The organism is Allobosea sp. 2RAB26 (assembly GCF_052115465.1).
Lineage (GTDB): Bacteria > Pseudomonadota > Alphaproteobacteria > Rhizobiales > Beijerinckiaceae > Allobosea.
The window spans coordinates 102040-127864 of the sequence record NZ_JBFRGS010000010.1 but is presented as its reverse complement, the minus strand read 5'-3'; the positions used below and the strand labels follow the sequence as shown (position 1 = coordinate 127864).

Here is a 25825-nt window from a genome sequence, read left to right as displayed (position 1 = left end):
GCCCGTCCTCCCGCGCCTATGCGCGCGGAAATGAACGTGTTGGAGAATGTCATGTTTGAGAGTGCGGGAACCCGGTGACGTTTCGCTTCGGCGGAACGTGATGCAGCGCCGGGTCTGAAATGCAGCATTCGATGCCTGCATCGGGCTCAGGCGCTTGTCATGGTTTCATGCACAGGCTCTACAAACATGAATATCTCCAGGGGCGAGCAGCGCGTGCTGCACGTGCTGGCCCAGGGCGGGCATATCCGTCACCATCGCGGCGATGATGGCCGCATCCACCATGTCGACTGCTTCACCCATGAGGGCTACGTGTTGACCAACTGCACGCTCGAGCTTTTCGGGAGCCTCAGGCGCAAGCGGATGATCGAATCGAGGCAGGGGCGGCCCTATCGCATCTCGCGACAGGGCCGGCTCGCAGTGAGGTCTCAGGCCGACAACCGGTGAGACCAAGGGGAGGGCCCGTCATGGGCCCTCCCGCTCTCGCGAGAACCGAGGACGCAACATGATCATCCGCGATGAGCAGCCCGCTGACATTCCCACAATCCAGGCGCTCATTACCGACGCCTTCAAGGACGTTTCCCACAGCAACCAGACGGAGGCCGCGATCGTCGATGGCTTGCGCCGTGGCGGTATGCTGGCCTTGTCCCTTGTCGCCTCCGATGGCGACGCCCTGCTCGGCCATGTCGCCTTCTCCCCGGTCATGATCGGCGGGCAGGAGCTTGGCTGGTTTGGTCTCGGGCCTCTGGCTGTTCGGCCGGACATGCAGGGGAGAGGCATAGGGGAGGCTCTGGCGCGCGCGGGGCTCGACAGGCTGAAGACGGCCGGTGCGAAGGGCTGCGTCCTGCTGGGGGCGCCGGGTTATTATGGTCGCTTCGGTTTCGCTGCGGACCCCCGACTCTGGCTTGCCGATGTGCCGCAGGAGTATTTCCTGGTGCTTGGCTTTGGCGGCCCGCTACCGGCGGGCGAAGTCCACTACCACGCGGCGTTCGACGCAGGCGAAGCCTGAGGAGCACGAGCCCGGGTCCTGCGGCTGCGCATGCGTCAGAATCAGGTTGCCCGGATCCGGCCCAGGAACTGCGGGCGGCCAGCCTGTCGGCGGATTCGGCTATGAAGGCCGCTGCCTGACCGGTTTCCGCGGCCACCTTGCTGACGAATTCGATATTGCCGGAGCCCGCGATGGTCTCGTGTGCTGCAGCCTCGATGTTGCGGGCAATCCCCGAGGTGGCTGCGTTCTGCTGTTCGACGACGGTCGCGACTGCCGCCGAAATCTCATTGAGCGAGCCGATGGTCGTGTTCATCGTGTCGATGGCGCGGACGGCTTCACCGCTCGAGTTGCGGATCGCTTCGATCTGGCGCTGGATATCGTCTGTTGCCAGCGAGGTCTGGTGGGCCAGCGCCTTGACCTCCTGGGCCACGACCGCAAAGCCACTGCTGGAATGACCGAAGCGAGCGGCCTCGATCGCGGCATTGAGGGCCAGCAGGTTTGTCTGCGCCGCAATCGTCGAGATCATGCCGACGATGGTGCCGACATTGTCGGCCTTCGTCGAAAGCTCATTGACCGTCGTCAGCACCGTCTGCGCGTTTGTCGTGGTTGAGCCGACGATACGCGTGGTCTCGGCAACCTGCTTGTCTATTTCCCTGATCGAGGCCGCAAGCTCGCTGGTCGCCTGTGTCAGGGCGATCACGTTCGAAGAGGTGTGAAGCGAGGAGGCCGAGGCGGCCTTCGAGCGTTCGGCGACCTGTGTGGCGCCGCTCATCATTTGCTGGGCGGCGGCACTGACCGTCTGCACGGATGAGATCACATCCCGTGCGATGCCGGCGATCTTGCTCGCGGTCAACGAAGATAGGGCCGTGCAACGACACGTGGATGATGCAGAATCTTGCCTTTCCAGGTGGCAAACGCCGCTGGAGCGGACCGGGCCTCAGGTCCCGAACCTGTCGCGCCAGGCGGGCTTGGCTCCGGCAAAGGGAAGGGCGGTTGCAGCGTGGACGCCGCGCGCGACGGCTCGAGCGAGGACGTCGGCGGCGGTCGCGCAGAGTTCTGCCAGGGCGAAGGCATCGGACGGCGCGCCGCTATGACCGGTTGCCGCGGCAAAGACGACGTCCCCGTCGAGCGGCGCATGGACCGGCCTGAGCGCCCGGGCCAAGCCATCATGCGCCGCAAGCGCCAGCCGCTTCGCCTGCGATTTGGTCAGTGCCGCGTCGGTCGCGACGAGTGCGATCGTGGTGTTCTGTCCGGCCCCGCCCTTGAAGCGCAGTCCGAGATCATCGGGCGAGATCATGGAAGGCCAGCCGAGGCCGCCGAACTCACTCGCTTGCTCATAGGGGGCGGCCCAGAAGCAAGGCCCGTCGCCGATCGTGGCACTGCCAACGGCGTTGACGGCGACGAGCGCGCCCACGATCTGACCGGTGGCGGCGCGCGCGCTGGCCGAGCCGAGCCCCCCCTTGAGCGTAGCGGTGGTCGCACCGTAGCCAGCGCCGGCGCTTCCGAGAAAAAACTCAGTGCCGACATTCTCTGCTGCCGCCCGCGCCAGCGCCCGATAAGGGGCCTCTGCGCCATTGCCCTTGGCCCAGCCCTTGTCGCCGCCATTCAGGAGATCGAACAGGATCGCCTGCGGCACGATCGGCACGCGCATGCCGCCGACGGGGAAGCCGCGACCGTTTGCGGCGAGCGTCGCCATGACCCCGTCGGCTGCGGCCAGCCCCCAGGCGGAACCGCCGGAGAGGACGATGGCGTCAACATGCTCGACAGTCATTTCCGGTTCCAGCAATGCGGTATCGCGGGTGCCGGGAGCGCCGCCGAGAATGGCCACCGAGGCTACGGTGGGGCGGTCAAACAGGGCGACGGTGACGCCGGTCGCTGCGGCAATATCCTGGGCTTGCCCGACGAGCAGGCCGCGAACATCGGTGATCAGGTTGCGCATCACGAGGGAATGACACCGGGGGGCGTGGGGGAACTTCGCGCTCGCTGGCGCGTCATCGCTACATTACGATCTTTTCATGCTTGCGCCATCGCAGGGTCAGGGGCGCGAGGTCAGCCTTGCCATGATCGCGAACCGGCTTCGAGACCCGCCAGCGACCTGACCTTGTCGATACGACAAACGGAGACCCAGGATGAAACGCATCGCACTTATCGCAGCTTCGTCGGCAGCCGCCCTGGCTGCGACGTTCGCGGTCGCGCAGCCGCAGCCGGTTCCACCTGCCGGCGGCTCCGGTTCCTCGCGTGACATGACGCAGCAGGAGCGTACCGACCAGCGCGACCAGCGCCGCACCGAGCAGATGGAAGCCCGCATGAAGGAGCGGCTCGAACGCGCGCAGACACGCATGAACGAGCGCTTTGCCAAATTGCGCGCCGATATGAAGCTCAAGCCCGAGCAGGTCCCGTTGTTCGATGCGGTCGAGAACACGGTGAAGAAGGGCATGGAGCAGCGTCGTCAGGGCTTTGCGGCCATGCGCGAGCAGCGCGAGAATTTCCGCCACGCCGATATCATGGAGCGCCTGGACGCGATGGCCAGCCGTCAGGCCGCACGTGCCACGCGCAGCAAGGAGCTCGCGGATGCCGTTCGTCCGCTCTGGTCTACCTTGAGCGACGAACAGAAGACGGTGGCGCGCCGGGCTGTGCGCGAAGCATTCTCCGAGGGGCGCGCCCGCATGGAGCGGATGGGGGAGAACATGCGCGATCGCTGGCAGGATCGACGCGGCGGCCGGGATCGCGACGGTGACGATCGCGGGTCGGGTCGCGGCCGCTACCATAGCGACGACGACAACAACTGATCGCAGCGCGATCGCCTTCACCAGGCGGCTCCTCGGAGCCGCCTTTTTCTGTGCTGCTGCCGGTGGGGGCGGTCCGGGTGACGATGCGGAAGAGCTGGATTGCGAAGGTTGAGGCGACCACGGTCATGAAAAACGGGAGTTTACCATAATCCTTCAAATTGAGTTCATTTTTGAGCGCCTAGGGTCCTCTCAGTAAATCTCGTGAGAGGGGCGTCTCATGAAGGCTCAATCGTCAAACTGGCTGATGAGGATTTTCATCGCCTTCGTTTTCATACTCTGCCTGTTCGGCCCGTATGGTCTTTCGATCCTGATCGGCTGCGTCGGGCTGGGCTGCTATTTCTTTCGCGACGAGGTCGGGTCGCATCTCTGACGAAGGATCATCCGGCAGCGCCGCAGCCATCTGGGCGTGCTTCATAGAGGGGCGGCTCCTGCGGGCCGCCCCTTTTGCTGTTTTGCTCAGGCCTTGCGGCCAATCCTGCAACGCTGAATCGGAGCCTGTATTAGCTCCTCCGCTTCAATACCGCGGGATCAAACATGTTGATCCCGCGCAAGGTTGAGATAGCTTCCATGCGGGGTCTGGGGTTTGGGGCAACGCATGAGAGACGCCGTGGTTCTTCGCGTTCTTGCCTCGGCCGGGTTGACGTCCCTGTCCTTGTTCTGCCCAGGCTTTGGTCGTGCGGAGGAAGTCGTTCCGGCGTTCCAGGCGGATTTCGAGACAGCCTGCATCGCGGCCGAGGACTGGAAGATCTCGTCGCTGCTGGACAAATCCGTTCGTGCCGATCGTATCCGATGCGTCGGCGAACGGGGGGCCGGAGATGGCGGGCGCGTCCTCAGCGTTACCGTCAAGCCGGGCGATGCCTATGATCCCGATCCTGGCTCTTCGGCGACGGAGCGCGCCGAGATCCAGATGACGCGCGAGCTCATCCGCTTCGATACCACGACCTGGTACAGCTTTCAGTTCCGTGTCGAGGCCCCGTGGCTGACACGAAAGAACCGCACCGTCATCCAGCAGATCAAGCAGAATATCGATCCGCGCTACGAGAAGGGCAGGGGCGGAGAAGAGATCTGCGATCCCGGCAATCCGCTTTTCAAGATCGAGGTGGATTCGGACGGCAAGACTCCGGTCTTCCGCGCGAAGAGTGCTGGCACCGAGACATGTGGCGACAGCGTCGGGCAGGTCCATTTCTGTGGCGACTGGCCAATCGCCCCGGGCCATTGGCACCGGGTCAATGTTTCGATACGGCCGAGCCAGAAGGCCGGTGAGAGCCATCTGCAGCTCTGGCTCGATGGGCGCGCCTGCCCAGCCTATCGCGGCGTACTCGGATATCCGCGCTACGGCATGACGAAGGCAGGCAAGCCGGTCATCGACGCGCAGCCGCGCTTCGGCATCTATCGCGATGCTTTGCCCGATGTCTCGCAGACCATCCAGTTCAATGACATCGCCTTCTGGACCCGGAGCCCCGCCGGACATCCGGCGTGGGGCGGTATCGATATCCCATCGGAGTGAAGGCGTTGCTTGGGGAAGACGTCTGACCGGTACGCGCAAGACCCAGTCCATGCGTCGTGCGCGCCCGTCTGGGCAGGCCGCGGGACGCACCTGCCGAGGGCTCGAAATGAAAAGGGCGGCTCCGAAGAGCCGCCCTTTTCTGATTCCGATCGGAGCTTCGCAACCCGAGCCTGCAATGCAGGATCAGCGCGAGTAGAACTCGATGACCAGGTTCGGTTCCATCTGCACCGCGTAAGGCACGTCCGACAGGGTCGGGGTGCGGGTGTAGGTGGCCGAGAACTTGGTGTGGTCGGCATCGATGTAGTCCGGCACGTCGCGCTCGGCGAGCGCAGCCGATTCGATCACGATGGCGAGCTGGCGGGAGGATTCCTTCACCGCAATCACGTCACCCGGCTTGACCTGGTAGGACGCGATGTTGACGCGCTTGCCGTTGACCGTGACGTGGCCGTGGTTGACGAACTGGCGAGCAGCAAACACCGTCGGGACGAACTTGGCGCGGTAGATCACCGCGTCGAGACGGCGCTCGAGCAGGCCGACGAGGTTCTCACCCGAGTCGCCTTTCAGGCGGATCGCCTCGGCGTAGTAACGACGGAACTGCTTCTCGGAGATCGAGCCGTAATAGCCCTTCAGCTTCTGCTTGGCGCGCAGCTGCGTGCCGAAGTCCGACGGCTTGCCCTTGCGGCGCTGGCCGTGCTGGCCGGGGCCGTATTCACGACGGTTGACCGGGGACTTCGGGCGGCCCCAGATGTTCTGACCGAGGCGGCGGTCAATCTTGTATTTCGCCTCATGACGCTTCGACATATCGCGTGTCCTCTAGGTTCGCGAGTTGAGGACCGCGCCCTCCTGTCCCCGTTTCCAGGGCGACAGATCCGGCTCTCGACGAGCGGATCACGGGTGCGGAAAAAGCCACGCGGGCCCTGATGGACCCGCGCGACGAGAGCCCTATAGGCGCAGGAGCCCCCGCAAGTCAAATCCCTTGGGGCTATGCCTGGGGATCGCTGCTCAGTTCATCAGTGGAAATGGCTCGATCAGGACCTGGGACAGCCCGTAGCCCGCGAGGGCAATGCGCAGCGGTCCGCTGATGCAGGCCCCGCTCGTGAAGATCGCCGGTGCGTCGCCAGCCGCGCTGAACGGTGGGGGCGCCGCAGGGCCCAGCAATTGGGAAATCCGCCGGGCGATGGCCGGGGCAGGATCGATCCAGCTGACGGACCACGGTGCCACCCGGCGCATGCGTTCGAGCAGCAGTGGATAATGCGTGCAGGAGAGGGTGATCACGTCGGTCCGTACGCTGTCGCGTTCGACGAAGCAGGGTTCGAGTTCCGCAAGGATTGCCGCGTCGTCGACCGTTTCACCCTTGAGCGCGGCTTCGGCGAGGCCGGCGAGGCCGGTCGAGCCGACCAGCGTGACCTCGCAGCGCGCCGCATAGGCCTCGATCAGGCCGCGCGTATAGTCGCGGGCGACGGTTCCAGGCGTCGCCAGGACCGAGATCAGGCCGCTGCGGGTGGTCTCGGCTGCTGGCTTGATCGCCGGGATGGTGCCGACGAAGGGGATGGTAAAGCGGGCGCGCAGCGCCGGCAGCACCAGAGTCGAGGCGGTGTTGCAGGCGATCACCACAAGATCAGGATGACAGCGCGCGATCAGCCGCTCCATGACCTGCAGGACGCGGTCGACGAGTTCCGCCTCGCTGAGCCGGCCATAGGGGAAGCCGGCGTCATCGGCGGCGTAGACGATGCGCGCGTCCGGGCGGGCGCGCGTGGTTTCGGCTAGCACTGTCAGGCCGCCGAGCCCGGAATCGAAGACCAGAATGGTGGGTTGGCGGCGTGGCATCACGGCTGCGCCATAGGCTGTTCCGGCCAGAAGATCGACCCGCATGCGTCGGCGCCTGCACAGGAGATGGATGAGCGCTTCATTGGGCCAGAGCCCGGTTAAGGAGTGGTCAAGGAACTCCTGGCCGCCATGATTCAATTTAATTGACTCTGTCCACTAATTGGCGCGACCCTGATCCCCGGAGATCATCATGGCCGCCAAAGACAGCCCCGCGATCGCTGCGATCCGACGCTTCAACCGCTTCCACACGCGCTGGATTGGAGCACTTGGTGGCAGCCTGCACGGCTCCGGTTTCGCGTTGGCCGAGTCGCGCGTGCTCTATGAGTTGGCTCAACGTGACGATTGGCTCGCAAGCGAGCTGGCACGCGAGCTTGCCCTCGATCCCGCCTATCTCTCCCGCATCCTCAAGGGCTTTGCTGCTGCCGGCTGGCTGAGACGCGAGCGTTCTCCCGACGACGGGCGGGCTTCGCACCTGCTGCTGACGCGAGAGGGGCATGACGCCTTTCGGCCGCTGGATGAAGCGTCGCGCGACCAGGCCGACTCGATTCTGGCGCGGCTCGGACAGGCTGAACAGGCGGATCTGGTCGAGGCGCTGGGAACCGCCGAGCGGCTATTGTCTGGAGCCTGCGAGCGGAAGTGGCAACCGCTCATCCGCGAGCACAGACCCGGCGATATCGGTTGGGTGATATCGGCGCATGGCCGGCTCTATGCGGAAGACTACGGCTGGGACATCAGCTTCGAAGCGCTGGTCGCGGAGATCGCGGCGAAATTCCTGCGGGACTTCGTGCCTGGCAAGGAGCGCTGCCTCATTGCGGAGCTGGACGGCATGCCCGTGGGCTCGGCCTTCGTAGTTCGAGAGTCGGACGAGGTCGCCAAACTTCGGCTCGTGCTGGTCGAGAAACGCGGGCAGGGGCTCGGCCTCGGCAAGGCGCTGGTGCAGGAGGCGGTCGGCTTCGCGCAATCGGCTGGTTATCGGCGCATGATCCTGTGGACCAATGATATCCTGCACGCTGCGCGTGGCATCTATCTTGCCGCCGGCTTCAGGCTCATCGCCGAGGAGGCGCACCATTCCTTCGGGCAGGATCTGGTGGGGCAGAACTGGGAGCTGGAACTGGGACGCTAAGCCTTCAGCCGCGCCACGGCCGATGCCGCCGCCCGGCCCGCCAAGGTCGCGCCGCCGACCGTCATCGCACCGCCGCCGGCGGTCGCCTCGCCCGCGATCCAGATGCGACCGCCGATCGGCTCGGCAAGCCTGTCCCGGGCCGTCTCGAAGCCGGGGCGGCATACCGAATAGGAGCCATGCGAGAACGGATCGGTCCACCAGGCGGGGAATGACACGCCGGTGACGGCCTTGCGAAAGCTCGCGCCGACCATCTTGGCCAAAAGCTCGGTCACATGATCCCGTGCGGCGGCGGTTCCCGCGCGGGAAAGGTCACGCGCATAATCCCCGCCGCAATAGGCGATGACGATGTCCTTGTCGTCCGGGAAGAGGTCGACATTCATCATGGCCTTGGGCGAACCGGCTTCAAGATAGCTCATGCCGGGTTTGATGCCGAAGCGATCACCCTCGACCTTGAGTGCGATCTTGGTGAGGGCGCCCATGCCGATTCCATTCAGGGCGTCGCGGGTTCGGGCAGGCAGTGCGGGCGTGAAGCGGATGTCGCCGGCCTTCAGAACGCCGACCGGCACGGTGACGATGCAGGCGCGTGCCTTCAGCGTCCCCGAGCGCGTCGCGATCTCGACGCCGGGCCCGTCCCAGCGAATGGCTTCGACCGGTTCGCCAAGGCGGATATCGAGCCCTTCGCCATGGCGCGCGACAAGATTGCCGTAGCCCGAAGGGACGACGAAATCGTCGCCGCTCCACAGGCGTTGGTAGTCGCGCGCCGAGATGCGATCGGATTCCTCACCGATCGAGAGCAGCAACCCGGAGGTGGCGACGGGCGTCATATCCGGGCCGAGATCTCCGAGCAGTTCCGCAACCGAGAGATCGCGCTTCGAGATATCGACGGTTTCGAGCTTGCGGTCGATTTGCCTGAAGGCGCCGCGCCGTTTGACCCGCTCGGCATCCGACATCGGTTGCCCGTTGGCGAAAACCTGGAAGCCGCTGCCCCAGGATTCATTCGGCGTCGGGATACCGAGATCGGCGGCGATCTTCACCCAGGGATTTCGCTCCGCCCAGTGGATGAACATCGCGCCGGCGTCGTAGGCGGCGCCAAGCGAGGTGTCGGTGAAGGCACGGCCACCGACCCTGTTGCGGGCCTCGATGATCACGACCTGGCGTCCCGCCGCTTTCAGTTCGCGTGCGGCTGCGATGCCGGCTGCGCCTGCGCCGATGACGACGACATCGAGATCGCCGGCCAAGGCAGGGCCGGGCGCGCCCGCAGCGGCAGCGGCGAGCGCAGTTGAGCCCATGAGAAAGGTCCGGCGGTCGAGCATCATCAACAATGTCCGCAGCGGTCTGGCGCCATGATGCGCGACTGCTTGTGCGTTGCAATACGCAACCTGCTTTGCGGCCGGATCACGGCAATCACGAGATCGGGAGGAGGGCGTGAGTGGGGCTGATTTCCGGGGTGATGTCTGCAGTATAGAATAAATATAAATTAGAACGCTTCTCCATTAGATAGATTCTATTGTTATTCCGTCGGTTGAGAATCGATTGACAGAATTCGACTCTATTTCTATCGAATGCTGGCTTTACTGAATTGATAAAGCTTAGTTTTCAGCAATTTTAAACTGCAGGCTGCGCATCCAATCCCTTGGCAGCGCCGGCAGGGGCGGGGTTCTGACTATGGGTGGGCATTCTGGCGGGCTGCGTTGCGGCGTGGCGCTCGGCGTTCTTGTGTTGATGACAGCGTCACAAGCTGGTGCACAGCAGCGTGTTCAGGCCGCGCAGCAGCCGGTTTTTCCTCAATCGGCCGAGGGACCCGTCGTTCTGGATACCATTACCGTGCAGGGGGAGGGAATCAGTGGTGCGCCGCTGATCGCCGGGCCGACGACGACCCGCACGACCCGCGAAGAACTCGACCGGCAGCAGGTCCAGAGCATTTCCGACCTGGCCAACCGGGTCGAAGCGGGCATCAGCTTCAATCGCCAGAATAACAGCATCAATATTCGTGGTCTCGATGGCCCGCGCGTGCTGACCACGGTCGACGGCATCAGGCAGCCGTTCCTGACCGACACCCGGATCGATCGCAGTTCGACCAACGCCTTCGACTTCGATGCGTTGTCCACGCTCGACCTGCTGCGCGGCGGCAGCGGCGCCAGCGTGCTCGGCTCCGGGGCTCTGGGGGGCGTGCTTGCTGTCCGAACGCTCGACCCCAAGGACCTGATCAAGGGCGGCCGCCAGTTCGGTGCGCTCGCCAAGACCGGCTATGACAGTACCGACGAGGCCTGGTTCGGCAGTGCCGCAGTCGCGGCGCGGCTCCAGCAGACCTATTTCCTGCTCCAGGGTAGTTTCCGCGACGGGCATGAAACAGGCAACAGGGGGACGATCGACAGCATCGGGCCGACCCGGACGATGCCGAACCCGACGGATTTCACGCAATACGGGCTGCTCGCGAAGATCCAGCACTATGTCGACGATGTGCACCGGTTCGGCATTACCGGCGAGTTGTTCAAGCGCGAGGACAAGGTCAACGTCCTCACCTCGACAGTGTCGCCCACCGGCAATTTCCGCCCGGGCAGCTATGACACCGGCGAGGATGTCGAGCGCCAGCGTGTCTCGCTGACCTATGATTACAAGCTGCCGGGTGGCTTCCTCGACGAGGCCCACGCCAATCTCTATTGGCAGAACGTCAAGCGTAACGCGCTGGTCTCAGCCTACCGCTTCACCAGCGTCATCGGTCCCTATACCCGCAACAACGAAACCGAGCAGGAGGCCTTCGGCTTCAACGGCCATGTCGTGAAGAGCTTCCAGGCTGGCATCTTCTCGCACGGCATCACGCTCGGCACCGAACTGCGCACGACGACGCTGAACCAGTATTCGGCCGGTGTCGACAATTGCCGCCGGCCCTATACCGGCGCCTTCACCGCCTGCAACAACCTGCACACCAATCAGGCCGACCAGCCGAAGGTCGACGGCAATGCGATCGGCGTTTTCGCGTATGACGAGATCGGCATGCTCGACAACCGCCTGCGCCTCACGCCCGGTGTTCGGTTCGACTGGTATGAGGAGAAGCCGCAGAACACGCCGGCCTACACCAATGGCGGCTCCAGCCCGGTCGGCTTGCCGCCGTCCTCCAGCGACAGCGCCTGGTCGCCGCGGGTGCGGCTTGAATACGACGTCCTCAAGGACGCCGGCATGTTCAAGGATGTTACAGCTTTCGCGCAGTGGTCGAAGGGTTTTCGCGCGCCGACTGCAAGTGAGCTCTATGGCCGCTTCGGTGCGGTTGGGACCTATCTGCGCATCGGCGATCCCACGCTGCGCCCTGAAACCAGCAACGGCATCGATGTCGGCTTCCGCTTCGGTGACCGGGCCTTCGGTGGTTCGGTGACATATTTCCACACCAATTACCGCAACTTCATCGAGACCGTGCAGATCGCGCCGCCGAATGCACTCTATCCGCAGGGCGGCATTCAGGGGCCGCGGAACGTCGCGCGGGCCGAGATCCAGGGCGTCGAGGCGAATTTCCAGTATGCCTTCGCCGAGAACTGGCTGGCGCGCGGCTCCTTCGCCTATACCCGGGGTCAGAACAAGGACAACAACACGTTCCTGAACTCGATTCCGCCGATGCAGGGTATCGTCGCAATCGCCTATGGAACCGACATCTGGGGCGCCGAGGTCTCGACCAAGCTCGCTGCCGCACGTGACGACGTCGCTGCAACGACCGGCACGAATGCCGGTTTCAAGGCTCCGGGCTATGCGCTCTTCAATGCTTCGGCGTGGTGGCGGCCGACGAAGCTCGCCGATATCGAGCTGCAGGTCGGCGTCTACAACATCTTCGACCGCAAATACTTCGATGCGGTCAACGTTCCGACGGGCACGCTTGCCCAGGCGCGCGACTACTACAGCGAGCCGGGGCGCACGGTGAAGGCGACGCTGAAGTACCAGTTCTAGAGTCACCCCGCGGGCGGAGTAACAAAGAGGGCCGGGCAGGGATGCTCCGGCCCTTCCGGTTCGTCACGAAGGGGAACGTCTATTCGCCCTCGGGGGCTTTCACCGGGCGCGTATGCCGCGGCCCCTCCGCCAGGGATTTGAACACGCCGCGCAAGGTGCGCGCCTCCTGTTCGGTCATCTCCAGACGGTGCAGGATGTCGCGCAGATTGGCGGTCATGACCGGCTTCTTGCCGGGCGGGAAGAAGCCGCAGCGCTCGAGTTCGCCTTCGAGATAGCCGAACATCGAAAACACCGTCTCACGCGTCGCGGGCGGGGAGAGGTTGTTCTCGCGGAAGGGCGGCTCGCCATCCGTCGTCTTGAACCACTCGTAGCCGGCCAGCAGCACGGCCTGGGCGAGATTGAGCGAGGCGAAGGCCGGGTTGACGGGAAAGGTCAGGATCGCGTCGGCGAGCGAGATCTCTTCATTGGTCAGGCCGATGCGCTCGCGACCGAACAGGATGCCGACCCGCTCGCCGCCGCCGACACGCTCGGCCAGGGACGGCATCACCTCGGCTGGCGTGAAGACGCGCTTCATCTGGCCGCGTTCGCGGGCGGTGGTGGCGAGCACATGATTGAGATCGGCCGTCGCGGCGGCGGCGTCAGGGTAGAGCCGGGCATTCTCGAGGATATGGGTCGCACCGGAGGCTGCGGCGGTTGCACCCTTCTTGAGGCCTCCACCGGCGGGCCAGCCATCGCGAGGGGCCACGAGTCGCATCTCGGAAAGGCCGAAATTCGCCATGGCGCGAGCGCACATGCCGATGTTCTCGGCCATTTGCGGTTCGACCAGAATGATGACCGGGGCGGGGGTTCGCGTGGCGGGGCGGGTGCGGTCAGTGCCTGAGCCGGTCATCGGGTACTCTGTGATATCGGTCTCGCCCGGTTCTGGGACCGGGCTCGAAAGCCCGATCCTATCAGCCTGCGGCAAGAGCGGCGTCAAGCGCTACGGCGCAGGCCAAAGCCGAACCCGGCCTCCACCTTGGTGTCCATCCTGCGCTGCTGCGGTATCCGTTCTTCCTTGATCCGGAAGCTGGAGACGAGGCCGTTCAAGCGCTGGATCTGGCCGGTGAGCGAGCTGGCCGACGCGGCGCTCTCCTCGGCGAGGGCTGCGTTCTGCTGGGTCATCTCGTCCATATGGGCGACGGTCTGGCTCATCTCATCGATGCCGTTGGCCTGCTCGGCCGAGGCTGCGGAGATGTCCGAGACAGTGGCGGAGACCTTCTTCGAGGCTTCGACAATCTTTCCGAGCGCCTCGCCGGCCGAACGGACCAGACCGACACCTTGTGCGACCTCGACACCCGATTCGCTGATCAGCGAGGTGATGTCCTTCGCCGCTTCCGAGGAGCGCTGGGCCAGGCTGCGGACCTCCGAGGCGACCACCGCAAAGCCCTTGCCGGCATCGCCGGCGCGGGCTGCCTCGACGGCTGCGTTGAGCGCAAGCAGGTTCGTCTGGAAGGCGATCTCGTCGATCACCGACGTGATATCCGAGATCTTGCGCGAGGCCTGCTCGATCCGCGCCATCGCGGCGACGGCATCGGTGACGATCGCACCGCCCTTTTCTGCAACTTCGGTCGCCTCGTTGGCCAGCAGAACGGCCTGGCGGGACGACAAGGCCGATGCCTTGACGGATGCGGCGAGCTCTTCCGTCGTCGCGGCGGTTTCCTCGAGCGAGGAGGCCTGCTCCTCGGTGCGCTTCGAGAGGTCGTCGGCGCCCATATTGATCTCGCGTGCGGCATTAGCGACGTCGACCGAGGTCGTCTGGATCGTCGCGACGGTCTCGGAGAGGCGGTTCACCGCGCGGTTGAAGTCGTCGCGGAGCTTGAGATAGTCGGCTGCGATATTGTCGTCGATGCGGTAGGTCAGATCGCCCTGAGCGAGCATTTCCAGGCCAGCGGCGAGCAGCCCGACGACATGCTGCTGTTCCCGAGCGAGCATCGCCCGCTCGGCCTCGACGCGCTGGCGCTCTGCCTCGTTGCGGCGACGCTCTGCATCGGTCAGGCGTTCCTGCTCGGTGGTCTGAGCTTCGAGCCGGCGCATCTCGAGGCCGTTTTCTTTAAAAATCAGCACGGCCCGGGCCATTTCGCCGACTTCATCGCGACGCGTCTGGCCCTCGATCTCGGCATCGAAATCGCTGGCGGCGAGCCGCTCCATCGTGCCCTTCAACCGGGCCAAGGGGCCGGTGATGCTCTTCGCCGACATCCACATCGCACCACCCAGGCCAATCAACAGGCCAAGCAGGCTGCCGCCGATGACAATGGCGATGGTGCGCTTAGTCTCCGAGCTCAACCTTGCGCTGGTCGTCTCGGTATCCTTTCCGAGCATGTTGTTGAAATCGGTGATGTTGCGGACGACCGCGGTGAGCTTGCCGTCGAGTTCGTCCATCACGGCCAACGCCCGTTCGTTTTCGTCATTGGCGCCGTAATAGAGCGCGCGATCGACGCCCACCTTGATGTCGGTGACCTGCTTGGTCAGGGCATCGTATTCGGCGGCCCGCTCCGGAAGGTGGGACTGTCCCTCCTTCAGCAGTTCGAGCGCCTGACCATAGGAGCGCTGCAACTGGCTCTGGGCATTGCGCGCACCATCCGTCTCGCGAGGATAGGCAATGACCTTGTAGGCCTGAGCCAGAATATCATTTGCGGCGCGCGCCGAACGGGCAGTGGCAAGCGTCGCCTTGCTGCGCGAATTGATCAACTCGGAATAAGTGCTGTCGACTTTGCTCAACTGCACGCTGCCAAGAATCGTCGCGGCCACGCCAATCAACCCGACAATCAGCATCGCAGCTGCGATCTTGATGCTGATACGAATATTACCTAACGTCATGCTGATCGGCCCTCGAAGCGCTCGCAACAGCTGGAGCTGCGCAGCTCCGTGGCATTTCGGCGTTAAGAAAGCTGAAATTGATCGATCGGCACGCGTTTGTTTTCTGTACGAGACCTTTGGAGGCGGGGTCCGGCCATGAGCCGCGCAAGTATTCCTGCGGCCTGAACTGCATGGCCGGCGCCCTATTTTGGTCCTTTCGGGCCCCGCCGGGACCCCGAAACGGCAGGGGAGCGCCTCAGCGCTCCGCCGCCGCCTCCACAGCACGCATCACGCGCAGCATGTTGCCGCCCGCGAGCTTCTCTAGGTTCTCTTCCGACCAGCCACGGCGAATCAATTCGGCGATCAGGGCCGGGAAGGTCGAGTTGTCCTCCAGTCCTTCCGGCGCGGTGCCGCCGAAGAAGTCGGAGCCAATGCCGATATGGTCGTAGCCGATGCGCTTGGCGAGATAGTCGAGATGGTCGCAATACTGCGCCAGCGTCGCCGTCGGGCGCGGGCCGGATTTGGCGACCATCTCTGCCTCGGCCTTCTTGTAGTCCATGCCGTCCGGTGTCTTGCCGTACTGGTCCTTGGCGGGACGGTGCCAGTCGCGCGAGGCCTGGCTGATGAAGTCAGGCACGAAGGTCGCCATGACGATGCCGTTGTTCCCGGCGACGCGGTCGAGCACATCGTCAGGCACGTTGCGGGGGTGGTCGCAGAGCGTGAACGCGTTCGAATGGGACCAGACGAGCGGCGCATTGCTGACGTCGAGCGCATCATGCATCACCTTCGGCGAGACATGGGCGAGGTCGACGATCATGCCGAGCCTGTTCATGCGCCGGACCACGTCCTTGCCGAAGGCGGAGAGGCCGTTATGGCGCGGGGCATCGGTCGCCGAATCGCACCAGTCATGCGTGCCGTTATGGCAGAGCGTCATCAGGCGCACGCCAAGGGCTGAATAGGCATCGAGGGCGTCGAGCTCGTTGTCGATCGCCGAGCCGTTCTCGATCGTCATGAACAGCGCGATCCTGCCCTCGGCCTTCGCAGCCTCGACATCGGCGGCGGAGAGGCCCGGGCGGAAGACCTTCGGATGCTTCGCCAGCACATTCTGCATCAGCGCGATCTGGGCCAGCGCGAAGCCGGCGGGCTTCGGGTGGTTCGGCGGGACATAGGCTGCGAAGAACTGGCCCGCGAGCTTGCCCGCCTGCATGCGCGGAATGTCGGTGTCGGTCTCGGGATGGACCTTGGTCAGGTCATAGGCCGCGACATCGCCCTTCGCCTTGGCATCGAGCCGGATCACATAGGGCAGGTCGTTATGGCCGTCGATCAGCGGAGCGCGCTCGAGCAGAGCGAGCGCCGCGGCATAGGCATTGTCCTGGACTGGAGTTTTGGCGAGGGCCATGGCGCACCTTGGAGGGGATTCGAAACGGTGGGGATCGTGGCAGGGCTTTGCAGGCGAGGCGAGGGGCGATGACGCATGCCGGCTCGCTGTCTGGTGCGTGCGGCGTCAGGCCCGAGCCTGACCCGGTCTCCTTGCGAAGCATCCTTCCCGGCGGCGGCAAGCGCCCCCGGAAATGACGGCATCTCCGCCTCAGGTGAAACGGGCCGGTGCAAACGGGGCAGGATCGACGAAGACCTTCTCGCCGGTCACCATCTCGGCAACCATGCGCCCGGTCACTGCGGCCAGCGTCAGCCCGTGATGGGCATGGCCGAACGAGAACCAGAGATTGCGGTGCTTCGGCGCCGGGCCGATGATCGGCATCATATCAGGCGTGCAGGGGCGGTTGCCGAGCCAGGGCTCGGCATCGACCCGCTCGCCGAGCGGGAACAGCGTCTTGGCGATCGGTTCTGCGCGAGCGAGCTGAACCGGCGTCTTTGGCGAGTCGCGCAGCGCGAACTCGGCGCCCGTGGTCAACCGAATGCCCTTCACCATCGGAGCCAGGAAGTAGCCGCGCTCGGTGTCGAGGACAGGGTGGTTCAGCACGGCGTTGCCGAGCGGCTTGTAGTGCATGTGGTACCCGCGCTTGACCGCGAGCGGCAGGTGATAGCCGAGCCGGTTGGTCAGGACATCGGCCCAGGGGCCGAGCGCGATCACGGCGTCATGCGCGCTGGCGCGGGTGCCGTCGGCGAGCGCGATGCTCCAACCCTGGCCGTCCTGCGCGAGCGTGCCGGCATCGCCCTGCGCAAGTTGTCCGCCGAGCTTTTCGAACAGAGCGACATACGCCTTCGACAGGCCAAGCGGGTCGATCACCGTGACTGGGTCGGTCCAGTGCAGGCCGCCGATGAGGCTCTGGTCGAGATGGGGCTCCTCGGCTCGCAGCGTCGCGACATCGAGCGGGCGGTAGTTCAGCCCGAATTCCTTGTTCCACTTGGTCGCCTCGGCCAGCCTTGCATCCTGCTCGGCCGCAGAGCGGAAAACCTTCATCCAGCCCTTGCGGCGCAGCAGATGCGTCGCCCCGGCTTCGGTCGCGAGCGCGTCATGCTCGGTGACGCAATGCTCGATCAGGGTGGCGTATTGGTGAGCGATCGCCTCGTGCTTGGAGGGGCGCGAATGCAGCCAGTAGGACAGCAGGAAGGGCGCGAGCTTGGGAATCGCGTTCCAATGATAGGACGCGTCGATGGTGTTGTTCATCGCGTAGCGGAACAAGGCGCCGAAATCATGCGGGAAGCCGTAGGGATAAACGCCTTCGCGCTGGATCAGTCCGGCATTGCCATAGCTGGTTTCCTCGCCTGGTCCGCGCCGGTCGACCAGCAACACGGAACGGCCGGCCTTCTGCAGGTGCAGCGCCACCGAGATGCCGACGATCCCCGCGCCGAGAACAATCGTATCGGTCCGCATTTTTACGCTCCTGTCAGCCCTGTTGCCTCGCTCAAAATACCGCTCTGCGCCGCGATGTCAGCGGCATGGTGTATATTTGCGGTCGAACGGCGAAAGTTTCGCAAGTTTTGCGCCAACCAGGTGCGGATCGCGCGCTGCGCTTACAAACTGTTCTCTTCCGCGCAAGATTCTGCGCCACGCAGAACCGGTCTTCCCGAACGGCGGGTGACGCCGGCGCCGGGATCGGCCAGTGTGGCGCAGTTGTCGCACCGATTCAGGCCTTCATGCTCTCGCGTTTCGCCGCCTTCCTCGCTGCAGGCCTTGCCCTTCTTGGCCGCTACGGCACGCAGGGCTTCGCACTTTCGATCTTTCTGGGGCTGGCACTGCCGCAGTTCTCGGCGGCGGCGCGGCCGCTGCTGCCGGTCACTATCTTCTGTTTCACCACGGTCGTCTTCCTGCGCGCCGATTTCAGCATCATAGCCGGGCTGATCCGCCGTCCCGGCAAGCTGATCGTCACCTGCCTGTGGCTCATTCTCGGCCCGGCGGTGCTGATCGGCGCTGCGTTCCTGCTCGTCGGTCGCGCGGCACTCGATCCCGGCCTGATCCTCGGGCTTGCCATCATGGGCGCGGCACCGCCGATCATGTCTTCGCCGGCGGTCGCGATCCTCTACGGCTTCGAGCCTTCGCTGATCATCGCGGGCGTGGTGGTGACCACGGTGCTCAGTCCGCTGGTGGCCCCGGTGGTGGTGGAGCTGCTGGCGGGGGCTGCCGTGCCGCTGGATCGCTGGGCGCTGACGCTCCGTCTCGTGCTGTTCGTCGGCGGCGGCATGGTGGTGGCGGCGATCCTGCGGCACTGGCTCGGCGCAGCCCGGATCCGAGCGATGAAGGCCAATCTCGATGGCTTTGGCGTGCTGATGTATTTCATCTTTGCCATTGCGGCGATGGATGGCGTGACGCGGACAGCCATGGCCAATCCCGGACAGGTCATGCTGTTCCTGGCCATCGCCTTTTCGGTTTCCGCCGCCGGCCTTCTGCTCACGACACTCGCCTTGCGGATGTTCAAACGCTCGGAACGCTTCATGATCGGCTATGGCACCGGTCAACGGAACATGGGGTTGCTGGTTGCTGCGCTTGGGGCCGGCGTGCCGCAGACGACTTTCCTGTATTTTGCACTGGCGCAGTTCCCGATCTATCTGCTGCCCTGGCTGCTGCGCGGCATCGCCGGGAAGATCAAGCGCGCTGAAACGCCTGCTGACGCGGGTTGACGATCCGGCCTGAGACGATCGCTCCAGCAATCCAGGAGCGATGCCATGATCACTCTCTATTCCGGGCCTCTGAGCCTGTTCTCCCGCAAGGTCGAGATCGCGCTGCGGGAGAAGGGCCTCGCCTTCGAGCGTATCATGGTGCCGTTCAACCAGGTTACTGGCTACGATCCGCGCCACCCCGAAGTGCTGGCGCTCAACCCGAAGCGGCAGGTGCCGGTGATCAATGACGAGGGGCTCGTCCTCTACGATTCCACCATCATTCTCGAATATCTCGACGAGGCCTATCCCCTGCCACCGCTCCTTCCCCGCAATCCAGCGGCCAGAGCGCGCGCGCGGTTGGACGAGCTTTTCGCCGACGAGATCCTGTTCGCCGCGCTGCGGCCGCTGATGCACCGCAACGAGCCGCCGACGACGGATCGCAACAAGCGCGCAGCACAGGAGACGGATGCGCTGATCGCCGAGGCCGAGCTCGAGCAGCGCTATTGCGGGCTCAACGAGAGGCTGGCGGGTCGCGACTATTTCGGCGAGGCCCTCTCGGTGGCCGATATCGGCATGTTCATGAGCGTGTTCTGGGCCGTGCGCCTCGGCGGCCCGGCGCTTGCACGCTATCCCGACCTCTCAGCCTGGTTCAGCCGGTTGGGCAGCCGGCCGGCCTTCGCGACGGCGGTGGAGGAGGTCGAGGAAGCGGACCGGCGACTGTCCTACCCCGTCAAACGCCGCTGAAAGCTCCCGGTTTTGATTGCAGCGCTGGCCTGCGGGCGCTAAACGCTTCGCGCATGACCAGCCCCATGCGCATCGCCCCTTCCATCCTCTCCGCCGATTTCTCGAAGCTCGGGGAGGAGGTTCGCGCGATCGATGCAGCGGGCGCCGACTGGATCCATTGCGATGTGATGGACGGGCATTTCGTGCCTAACATCACCTTCGGTCCCGATGTGCTGAAGGCGATCCGTCCGCACACCAAAAAGTTCTTCGACGTGCATCTGATGATCGCGCCGGTCGACCCCTATGTCGAAGCCTTCGCCAAGGCGGGCGCTGACCTGATCTCATTCCATGTCGAGGCCGGCCCGCACGCGCATCGGACGCTGCAGGCCATCAAGGCGCAAGGCAAGCAGGCCGGCATCGTGCTCAATCCCGGCACGCCGGAAAGCGCCATCGAGCCGCTCCTAAACGATGTCGACCTGATCCTGCTGATGACCGTCAATCCGGGCTTTGGCGGCCAGAGCTTCATCCATTCCGTGGTCGAGAAGATCGCGCGGGTGTGCGCCATGATCGGCGAGCGTCCGATCGCACTCGAGATCGATGGCGGCGCCACGCCGGAAACGGCACCATTGGCCACGAAAGCCGGCGCCAACGTGCTCGTTGCCGGCTCGGCAGTGTTCAAGGGCGGGCCATCGGCCTATGCCGGCAATATCGCCGCGATCCGCCAGGCGGCGGAAGCCGCCCGCGGCGACTGGGTTTGAATTTGTAACTGCGCCGTCATTCCGGGCGCAGCGAAGCGAAGCTCCGGAGCCCATTGCAGTGCGCCTTGCTCTGCGATGGTGTCTGGATCGGCGTGGCTTCGCCGCTTGTCCGGAATCACGTCGCGCGCTGTCCTGAAAGGCCAACCATGATCCCGCGCTATTCCCGTCCCGAGATGGTCGCCATCTGGGAGCCGCAGACGAGGTTCCGGATCTGGTTCGAGATCGAGGCGCATGCCACCGACAAGCTGGCCGAGCTCGGCGTCGTGCCGAAGGAGGCCGCGGCGACGATCTGGGCCAAGGCCAGGGACGCGGTCTTCGATGTCGCCCGCATCGACGAGATCGAGCGCGTCACCAAGCATGACGTCATCGCCTTCCTGACGCATCTGGCCGAGATCGTTGGCCCCGAGGCGCGTTTCGTGCACCAGGGCATGACCTCGTCGGACATTCTCGATACCACGCTGTCGGTGCAACTCGCACGCGCCACCGATATCCTGATCGCCGATGTCGACGCGCTGCTGGCCGCGATCAAGCGCCGCGCGTTCGAACACAAATTCACGCCGACGATCGGCCGCTCGCACGGCATCCATGCCGAACCGGTGACCTTCGGCCTCAAGCTGGCGCAGGCCTATGCCGAGTTCAGCCGCTGCCGGGACCGTCTGGTCGCGGCCCGCTCCGAGATCGCGACCTGCGCCATTTCCGGCGCGGTCGGCACCTTCGCCAATATCGATCCGCAGGTCGAAGCCCATGTCGCCGAGAAGATGGGCCTCGCCGTCGAGCCGGTCTCGACACAGGTGATTCCGCGCGACCGTCACGCCATGTATTTTGCGACGCTTGGCGTCGTTGCCTCCTGCGTCGAGCGCCTGGCGACCGAGATCCGTCATCTCCAGCGCACCGAGGTCTATGAGGCGGAGGAGTTCTTTTCGCCGGGCCAGAAGGGCTCTTCGGCGATGCCGCACAAGCGCAATCCTGTGCTGACCGAGAACCTGACCGGCCTTTCGCGCCTCGTTCGCGGCATGGTGACGCCGGCGCTTGAGAATGTCGCGCTCTGGCACGAGCGTGATATCTCGCATTCCTCGGTCGAGCGCATGATCGGCCCCGATGCCACGGTCACGCTCGATTTCGCGCTCGCGCGGCTTACAGGCGTCGTCGACAAGCTGCTGGTCTACCCGCAGAACATGCGCAAGAATCTCGACCGGCTCGGCGGCCTGCATAATTCGCAGCGCGTCCTGCTCGCCTTGACGCAGGCCGGCGCCAGCCGCGAGGAGAGCTATTCGCTGGTCCAACGCAACGCGATGCGCACCTGGGAACATGGCGAGGATTTTCTCACCAATCTCAAGGCCGACAAGGACGTGACGGCGAAGCTCTCGGCTGCCGAGCTCGAGGCGATGTTCGACGAGGGCTATCACTTCAAGCATGTCGACACGATCTTCGCGCGCGTCTTCGGGTAGCCTGAACCCATGCGGATTGCTGTCCTCGCCGATATCCATGGCAATCTCGCTGCGCTCGAGGCGGTCGCCGAGGATCTGGAGCGCACCCGGCCCGATATCGTTGTCAATCTCGGCGATTGCCTGTCCGGGCCGCTGCAGGCGCGCGAGACAGCCGATTTCCTGATGGCGCGGAACTGGCTGACGGTGCGCGGCAATCATGATCGCTATCTGGCCGAGAGGCCCCGCGAGGCTCTCGGCCTTTCGGATCGGGCCGCGGCCGAGCAACTGGATGAGCGGCATTTCGCTTGGCTGCGCTCATTGCCGTTCATGGCGCGTGCCGCGGAGGATGTGGCGCTGTTCCATGCCACCCCGAGCGCCGATGACGTCTACCTGGCCGAGCGGCCAACGCCACATGGCCACGCGCTTCGTTCCGATGAAGAGGTTCGGGCGAGCCTTGCAGATGTCGATGCGACGCTGATCCTCTGCGGCCATTCGCATATCCCACGGGCGATGGAACTCTCCGACGGGCGTAGCCTGTTCAATCCCGGCAGCGTCGGATTGCCGGCCTATGACGATGACAAACCCTTTCCGCATGTCATGCAGGCGGAAAGCCCGCATGCGCGCTACGGCATTGCCGAGCGCTGCCGCGCGGGCTGGCGCTTTTCGTTTCACGCCCTACGTTACGACTGGTCCGCTGCGGCTGACCTTGCCCTGTCCCGGGGCCGACGCGACTGGGCTCATGCCCTGTCGCGTGGCCTCGTCCTGAAACCCGATTGATTGCAATGCGCTCGTCCGACGCCGACATCCTCATCATTCCTGGCTGGTCCGGCTCCGGCGCGGACCATTGGCAGAGCCGCTGGGAGGCCAAGCTCACTACCGCCCGGCGCATCGAGCAGGACGATTGGTACAAACCTGCCCGGGACGCCTGGGCAAACCGGATCGTCGCCGCGGTCCGTGAAGCCAAGCGGCCGGTGGTTCTGGTTGCCCATTCCGCCGGCGTCAGCGCGGTGGCGCATGCGGCAGAGCATCTGAAGCCCGGCGAAGTCGCGGGAGCTTTCCTGGTTGCGCCGGCCTCCGAGCGCGCGAAGCAGGCGATCCCCGGTATGGCGCACGACTTCATCGCGCATCGGCGCGAGAAACTGCCATTCCCCGCCATCCTCATCTCCAGCACGACCGATCCCTACTGCGCGCAGGATGAAGCAAGGGCGCTGGCCGAGGCCTGGGGCGCCGAGTTCGTCGATGCCGGCGATGGCGGCCATCTCAATTCAGAATCCGGGCATGGTCCCTGGCCGGACGGTCTGCTGCGCTTCGCAACCTTCCTCAAGACACTGTAGAACTGCCCGCCAAACGAAACCCGCCCCGGATCGCTCCGGGACGGGCTGGTCGGATCAGGATCGATTAGCAGCCGAGATCAATTCTCGACGTAGGTTATCTTGCCGTCGGCGCCCTTCTTCCAGGTGTAGACGGTGTAGTCCGGACGGGTGATGTCGCCCTTCTTGTCGAAGGAGATGTCGCCGATCACGGTCTTCACGGCCTCCCCACCATGGAGCGCGGCGGCTATCTTCTTCGGGTCGGTCGAGTTCGCGCGCTTGGCGCCTTCGGCCATGATCTGCACGGCGGCGTAGCTGTACAGCGTATAGGCTTCCGGCTTGAACTTGCGCGCCTCGAACTTCTTGAGGACGGCAGCAGCCTCGGGACGCTTCTGCGGGTCCGGCGGGAAGGTCATCAGCGTGCCTTCAACGCCGGGACCGCCGATCGTGGCGAACTCGTCGGTTGTGATGCCGTCGCCGGAGACCAGCACGGTCTTCAGGCCCTGGTCGCGCATCTGGCGCACGATCAGACCGCCTTCGGTGTGCAGGCCACCCCAGTAGAGGTAGTCGGCACCGGCTGCCTTGATCTTGGAGACGAGGGCCGAGAAGTCCTTCTCGCCCGCATTCACGCCTTCATAGAGCACTTCCTTGACGCCGCCGGCATTGATGCCCTTCTTGGTCTCGTCTGCGAGGCCCTGGCCATAGGTCGTCTTGTCGTGGACGACGGCGATCTTCTTGTCCTTGAAGTTCTTCAGAAGATAGGCGGCGGCGACGCTGCCCTGCTGGTCGTCGCGACCGCAGGTCCGGAAGGTGTTCCAGAGACCGCGCTCGGTGACCTTCGGGTTGGTGGCCGAGGGGCTGATCATCAGGATGCCGTTCTCGGCGTAGACTTCGGATGCCGGCATCGTGACGCCGGAGTTGAAGTGACCGACCACCCACTTGACGCCGTCGCCGACGAACTTGTTGGCGACGGAGACGCCTTGCTTCGGATCGGAGACGTCGTCGCCGACCGAGACGGTGATCTTCTGGCCGAGCACGCCGCCGGCCGCATTGATATCCTCCACCGCCTGTTCGACGCCGTTCTTGAGCTGTGCGCCAAAGGCTGCGTTCGGGCCGGTGATCGGGCCGCCGACGCCGAGCTTGATCTGAGCATTGGCCACGCCGGAGAAGGCGAGGACCGCGCCGAGCGCGATACCGCCCAACAGCAGTTTCTTCATGAGATGAGACTCCCCTGTATTGTCACTATGAACGGGCCAAAGTTTCGGCCCGTCTCGGCGCGTGGTGCCACCGTGAAATGCAGTCTTGCGCTTTTTCGACGGTCTGTCACGCGGCAAGCTCGGTGTGGTTTTTCGCTCTTTCAGAGGGGGTTAGCCGCCTTCCCGGGGCTTCCAGCCGAAGGGTCCGGTGCGCTCATAGAGCCAGCGATATTGCGTCGTCATCTGCCGGGCGCGGTTGTAGCGCCAGCCGGCAAAGCCGAAGGCCATCAGCACGATCGTGTCGATGATATAATAGTGCAGGGTCAGCAGAGTGGCCTGGAACAGGGCAAAATGGATGAAGCGGACGAAGAGGCCCAGCACGAGAATATAGAGCACCAGTTGGAATGCCGGCCGCCAGGTCATCGCCACCGCCCGCCCGGTCATCCAGGCCGCCCAGCCGCCCATGACGACGGTGACCAGCAGGAACAGCCAGATGGTCGGCTCCTCGTAGATTATGCCTTGCATCGTTGTGCTCCTAGGATTCTGAGCCTGATGTCGACCGCATGTCGCCCTGAACCTCGATGTGTCATGCGGCTCTAGTGCCGCCCGCCTTCGAGATAGGCGGCCCGGACTTGCGGGTTCGCCAGCAATTCCTGGCCGGTGCCGCTCATGGTGATGACGCCGTTGACCATGACGTAGCCGCGATGGGCGAGCTTCAGGGCGTGGAAGGCGTTCTGCTCGACCAGGAACACGGTCAGCCCCTGCGTGCGGTTGAGTTCGCGGATCGCCTCGAAGATCTGCTTGACGATCAGTGGCGCCAGCCCGAGCGACGGCTCGTCGAGCAGCAGCAGCTTCGGCCGCGCCATGAGCGCGCGCGCGATCGCCACCATCTGCTGCTCGCCGCCCGAAAGTGTGCCGCCGCGCTGCTGCAGGCGCTCGCGAATGCGCGGAAAGAGCTCGCAGATCTTTTCGAGATCCTCTTCGAAATGGGCGAGGTCGCGTACCGCGGCGCCCATCTGCAGGTTCTCGAACACGGTCATGCGCGGGAAGATGCGGCGCCCTTCCGGCGATTGGGCGATGCCGAGCCGGGCGATCTCGTGGCTCGGCAGCCTGGTGATGTCCCGGCCCTCATAGGTCACCGTGCCTTCACGGGCCTGCGGATTGCCGAAGATCGTCATCATCAGCGTCGATTTGCCGGCGCCGTTGGCGCCGATCATCGTCACGATCTCACCCTCATGCACGTCGACATCGACGCCCTTCAGAGCGATGATCTTGCCGTAATAGGTCTTGACCCCGCGAACGGAGAGCAGAGGCGCGGCGTCCGTCATCACAGTCCGACCTCTGCTTCCACTT

The 25825-nt window shown here is 64.6% G+C and carries 24 protein-coding genes and 1 pseudogene; 12 read left to right on the top strand and 13 right to left on the bottom strand.

The window, feature by feature from the left end; translation table 11 throughout:
• Positions 1–186 precede the first annotated feature (186 nt).
• The gene (locus tag AB4118_RS20450; RefSeq protein WP_441491474.1) at positions 187–444 is read left to right on the top strand and encodes a YjhX family toxin; all 258 of its coding nucleotides are present in this window, start codon (positions 187–189) and stop codon (positions 442–444) included.
• 58 nt (positions 445–502) lie between these two features.
• Positions 503–1006, top strand: coding sequence for a GNAT family N-acetyltransferase (locus tag AB4118_RS20445; RefSeq protein WP_441491473.1), 504 nt, complete (start codon positions 503–505; stop codon positions 1004–1006).
• Positions 1007–1217: 211 nt separating this feature from the next.
• Here AB4118_RS20445 and AB4118_RS20440 read toward each other — a convergent pair.
• Both AB4118_RS20440 and AB4118_RS20435 read right to left on the bottom strand, forming a co-directional pair.
• Positions 1218–1757, bottom strand: a pseudogene (locus tag AB4118_RS20440) (methyl-accepting chemotaxis protein); the annotation flags it as partial.
• A gap of 165 nt (positions 1758–1922) precedes the next feature.
• Positions 1923–2924, bottom strand: coding sequence for a P1 family peptidase (locus AB4118_RS20435; protein ID WP_441491472.1), 1002 nt, complete (start codon positions 2922–2924; stop codon positions 1923–1925).
• Between the two features lie 190 nt (positions 2925–3114).
• On the opposite strand from AB4118_RS20435, the gene AB4118_RS20430 reads away from it, so the two are divergent.
• Positions 3115–3774, top strand: a complete 660-nt coding sequence (locus AB4118_RS20430; protein WP_441491471.1) for a Spy/CpxP family protein refolding chaperone — start codon at positions 3115–3117, stop codon at positions 3772–3774.
• 232 nt (positions 3775–4006) lie between these two features.
• On the opposite strand, the gene AB4118_RS20425 is transcribed toward AB4118_RS20430, so the two are convergent.
• Complete coding sequence (locus AB4118_RS20425) at positions 4007–4189, bottom strand: hypothetical protein (protein ID WP_441491470.1); 183 nt, start codon at positions 4187–4189, stop codon at positions 4007–4009.
• Between the two features lie 192 nt (positions 4190–4381).
• On the opposite strand from AB4118_RS20425, the gene AB4118_RS20420 reads away from it, so the two are divergent.
• Entirely contained in the window at positions 4382–5281 is a 900-nt protein-coding gene (locus AB4118_RS20420; RefSeq protein ID WP_441491469.1) for a heparin lyase I family protein, read from the top strand.
• 183 nt (positions 5282–5464) lie between these two features.
• On the opposite strand, the gene rpsD is transcribed toward AB4118_RS20420, so the two are convergent.
• Both rpsD and murI read right to left on the bottom strand, forming a co-directional pair.
• Positions 5465–6082: a 30S ribosomal protein S4 gene (gene rpsD, locus AB4118_RS20415; RefSeq protein ID WP_043237713.1), complete on the bottom strand. Its 618-nt coding sequence runs from the start codon at positions 6080–6082 to the stop codon at positions 5465–5467.
• Between the two features lie 201 nt (positions 6083–6283).
• A complete protein-coding gene (gene murI / locus AB4118_RS20410) occupies positions 6284–7153 on the bottom strand; it encodes a glutamate racemase (protein WP_441491468.1) in 870 nt (289 codons plus the stop codon).
• A 145-nt stretch (positions 7154–7298) separates the two neighbouring features.
• Here murI and AB4118_RS20405 point away from each other — a divergent pair, with 145 nt between their 5' ends.
• Positions 7299–8231 (top strand): bifunctional helix-turn-helix transcriptional regulator/GNAT family N-acetyltransferase, encoded by a 933-nt coding sequence (locus tag AB4118_RS20405; RefSeq protein WP_441491467.1) that lies wholly within the window; start codon positions 7299–7301, stop codon positions 8229–8231.
• Here AB4118_RS20405 and AB4118_RS20400 read toward each other — a convergent pair.
• Complete coding sequence (locus AB4118_RS20400; protein WP_441491466.1) at positions 8228–9547, bottom strand: flavin monoamine oxidase family protein; 1320 nt, start codon at positions 9545–9547, stop codon at positions 8228–8230. The two genes, AB4118_RS20405 and AB4118_RS20400, sit on opposite strands and share 4 nt — an antisense overlap.
• 349 nt (positions 9548–9896) lie before the next feature.
• Between AB4118_RS20400 and AB4118_RS20395 the strand changes: the two genes are divergently transcribed.
• Positions 9897–12164: a TonB-dependent hemoglobin/transferrin/lactoferrin family receptor gene (locus AB4118_RS20395; protein ID WP_441491465.1), complete on the top strand. Its 2268-nt coding sequence runs from the start codon at positions 9897–9899 to the stop codon at positions 12162–12164.
• Positions 12165–12243: 79 nt separating this feature from the next.
• Here the strand turns inward: AB4118_RS20395 and AB4118_RS20390 are convergent, their stop codons facing one another.
• The 4 genes from AB4118_RS20390 to AB4118_RS20375 form a co-directional block, all read right to left on the bottom strand.
• Positions 12244–13053 carry an RNA methyltransferase gene (locus AB4118_RS20390; protein WP_441491464.1) on the bottom strand — a complete coding sequence of 270 codons (810 nt, stop codon included), beginning with the start codon at positions 13051–13053 and terminating at the stop codon, positions 12244–12246.
• An 83-nt stretch (positions 13054–13136) separates the two neighbouring features.
• Entirely contained in the window at positions 13137–15020 is a 1884-nt protein-coding gene (locus AB4118_RS20385; protein ID WP_441491463.1) for a methyl-accepting chemotaxis protein, read from the bottom strand.
• Between the two features lie 235 nt (positions 15021–15255).
• Positions 15256–16398, bottom strand: coding sequence for a dipeptidase (locus AB4118_RS20380; protein WP_441491462.1), 1143 nt, complete (start codon positions 16396–16398; stop codon positions 15256–15258).
• A gap of 189 nt (positions 16399–16587) precedes the next feature.
• Positions 16588–17835, bottom strand: a complete 1248-nt coding sequence (locus AB4118_RS20375) for an NAD(P)/FAD-dependent oxidoreductase (protein WP_441491461.1) — start codon at positions 17833–17835, stop codon at positions 16588–16590.
• 263 nt (positions 17836–18098) lie between these two features.
• Between AB4118_RS20375 and AB4118_RS20370 the strand changes: the two genes are divergently transcribed.
• From AB4118_RS20370 to AB4118_RS20345, 6 genes are all read left to right on the top strand, one after another.
• Positions 18099–19079: a hypothetical protein gene (locus AB4118_RS20370; RefSeq protein WP_441491460.1), complete on the top strand. Its 981-nt coding sequence runs from the start codon at positions 18099–18101 to the stop codon at positions 19077–19079.
• A 45-nt stretch (positions 19080–19124) separates the two neighbouring features.
• Positions 19125–19802 carry a glutathione S-transferase family protein gene (locus AB4118_RS20365; RefSeq protein WP_441491459.1) on the top strand — a complete coding sequence of 226 codons (678 nt, stop codon included), beginning with the start codon at positions 19125–19127 and terminating at the stop codon, positions 19800–19802.
• 53 nt (positions 19803–19855) lie between these two features.
• Entirely contained in the window at positions 19856–20539 is a 684-nt protein-coding gene (gene rpe / locus AB4118_RS20360) for a ribulose-phosphate 3-epimerase (protein WP_441491458.1), read from the top strand.
• A 146-nt stretch (positions 20540–20685) separates the two neighbouring features.
• On the top strand, positions 20686–21987 hold the full coding sequence (gene purB / locus AB4118_RS20355) for an adenylosuccinate lyase (protein ID WP_441491457.1): 1302 nt from the start codon (positions 20686–20688) through the stop codon (positions 21985–21987).
• A gap of 9 nt (positions 21988–21996) precedes the next feature.
• On the top strand, positions 21997–22743 hold the full coding sequence (locus tag AB4118_RS20350) for a metallophosphoesterase family protein (protein WP_441491456.1): 747 nt from the start codon (positions 21997–21999) through the stop codon (positions 22741–22743).
• A gap of 5 nt (positions 22744–22748) precedes the next feature.
• Complete coding sequence (locus tag AB4118_RS20345) at positions 22749–23300, top strand: RBBP9/YdeN family alpha/beta hydrolase (RefSeq protein ID WP_441491455.1); 552 nt, start codon at positions 22749–22751, stop codon at positions 23298–23300.
• A 77-nt stretch (positions 23301–23377) separates the two neighbouring features.
• Here the strand turns inward: AB4118_RS20345 and AB4118_RS20340 are convergent, their stop codons facing one another.
• The 3 genes from AB4118_RS20340 to AB4118_RS20330 form a co-directional block, all read right to left on the bottom strand.
• Positions 23378–24493 carry a branched-chain amino acid ABC transporter substrate-binding protein gene (locus AB4118_RS20340; protein ID WP_441491454.1) on the bottom strand — a complete coding sequence of 372 codons (1116 nt, stop codon included), beginning with the start codon at positions 24491–24493 and terminating at the stop codon, positions 23378–23380.
• Positions 24494–24643: 150 nt separating this feature from the next.
• Entirely contained in the window at positions 24644–24997 is a 354-nt protein-coding gene (locus tag AB4118_RS20335; RefSeq protein ID WP_113514111.1) for a DUF6867 family protein, read from the bottom strand.
• A gap of 71 nt (positions 24998–25068) precedes the next feature.
• Positions 25069–25800, bottom strand: a complete 732-nt coding sequence (locus tag AB4118_RS20330) for an ABC transporter ATP-binding protein (RefSeq protein ID WP_441491453.1) — start codon at positions 25798–25800, stop codon at positions 25069–25071.
• Positions 25801–25825 lie beyond the last annotated feature (25 nt).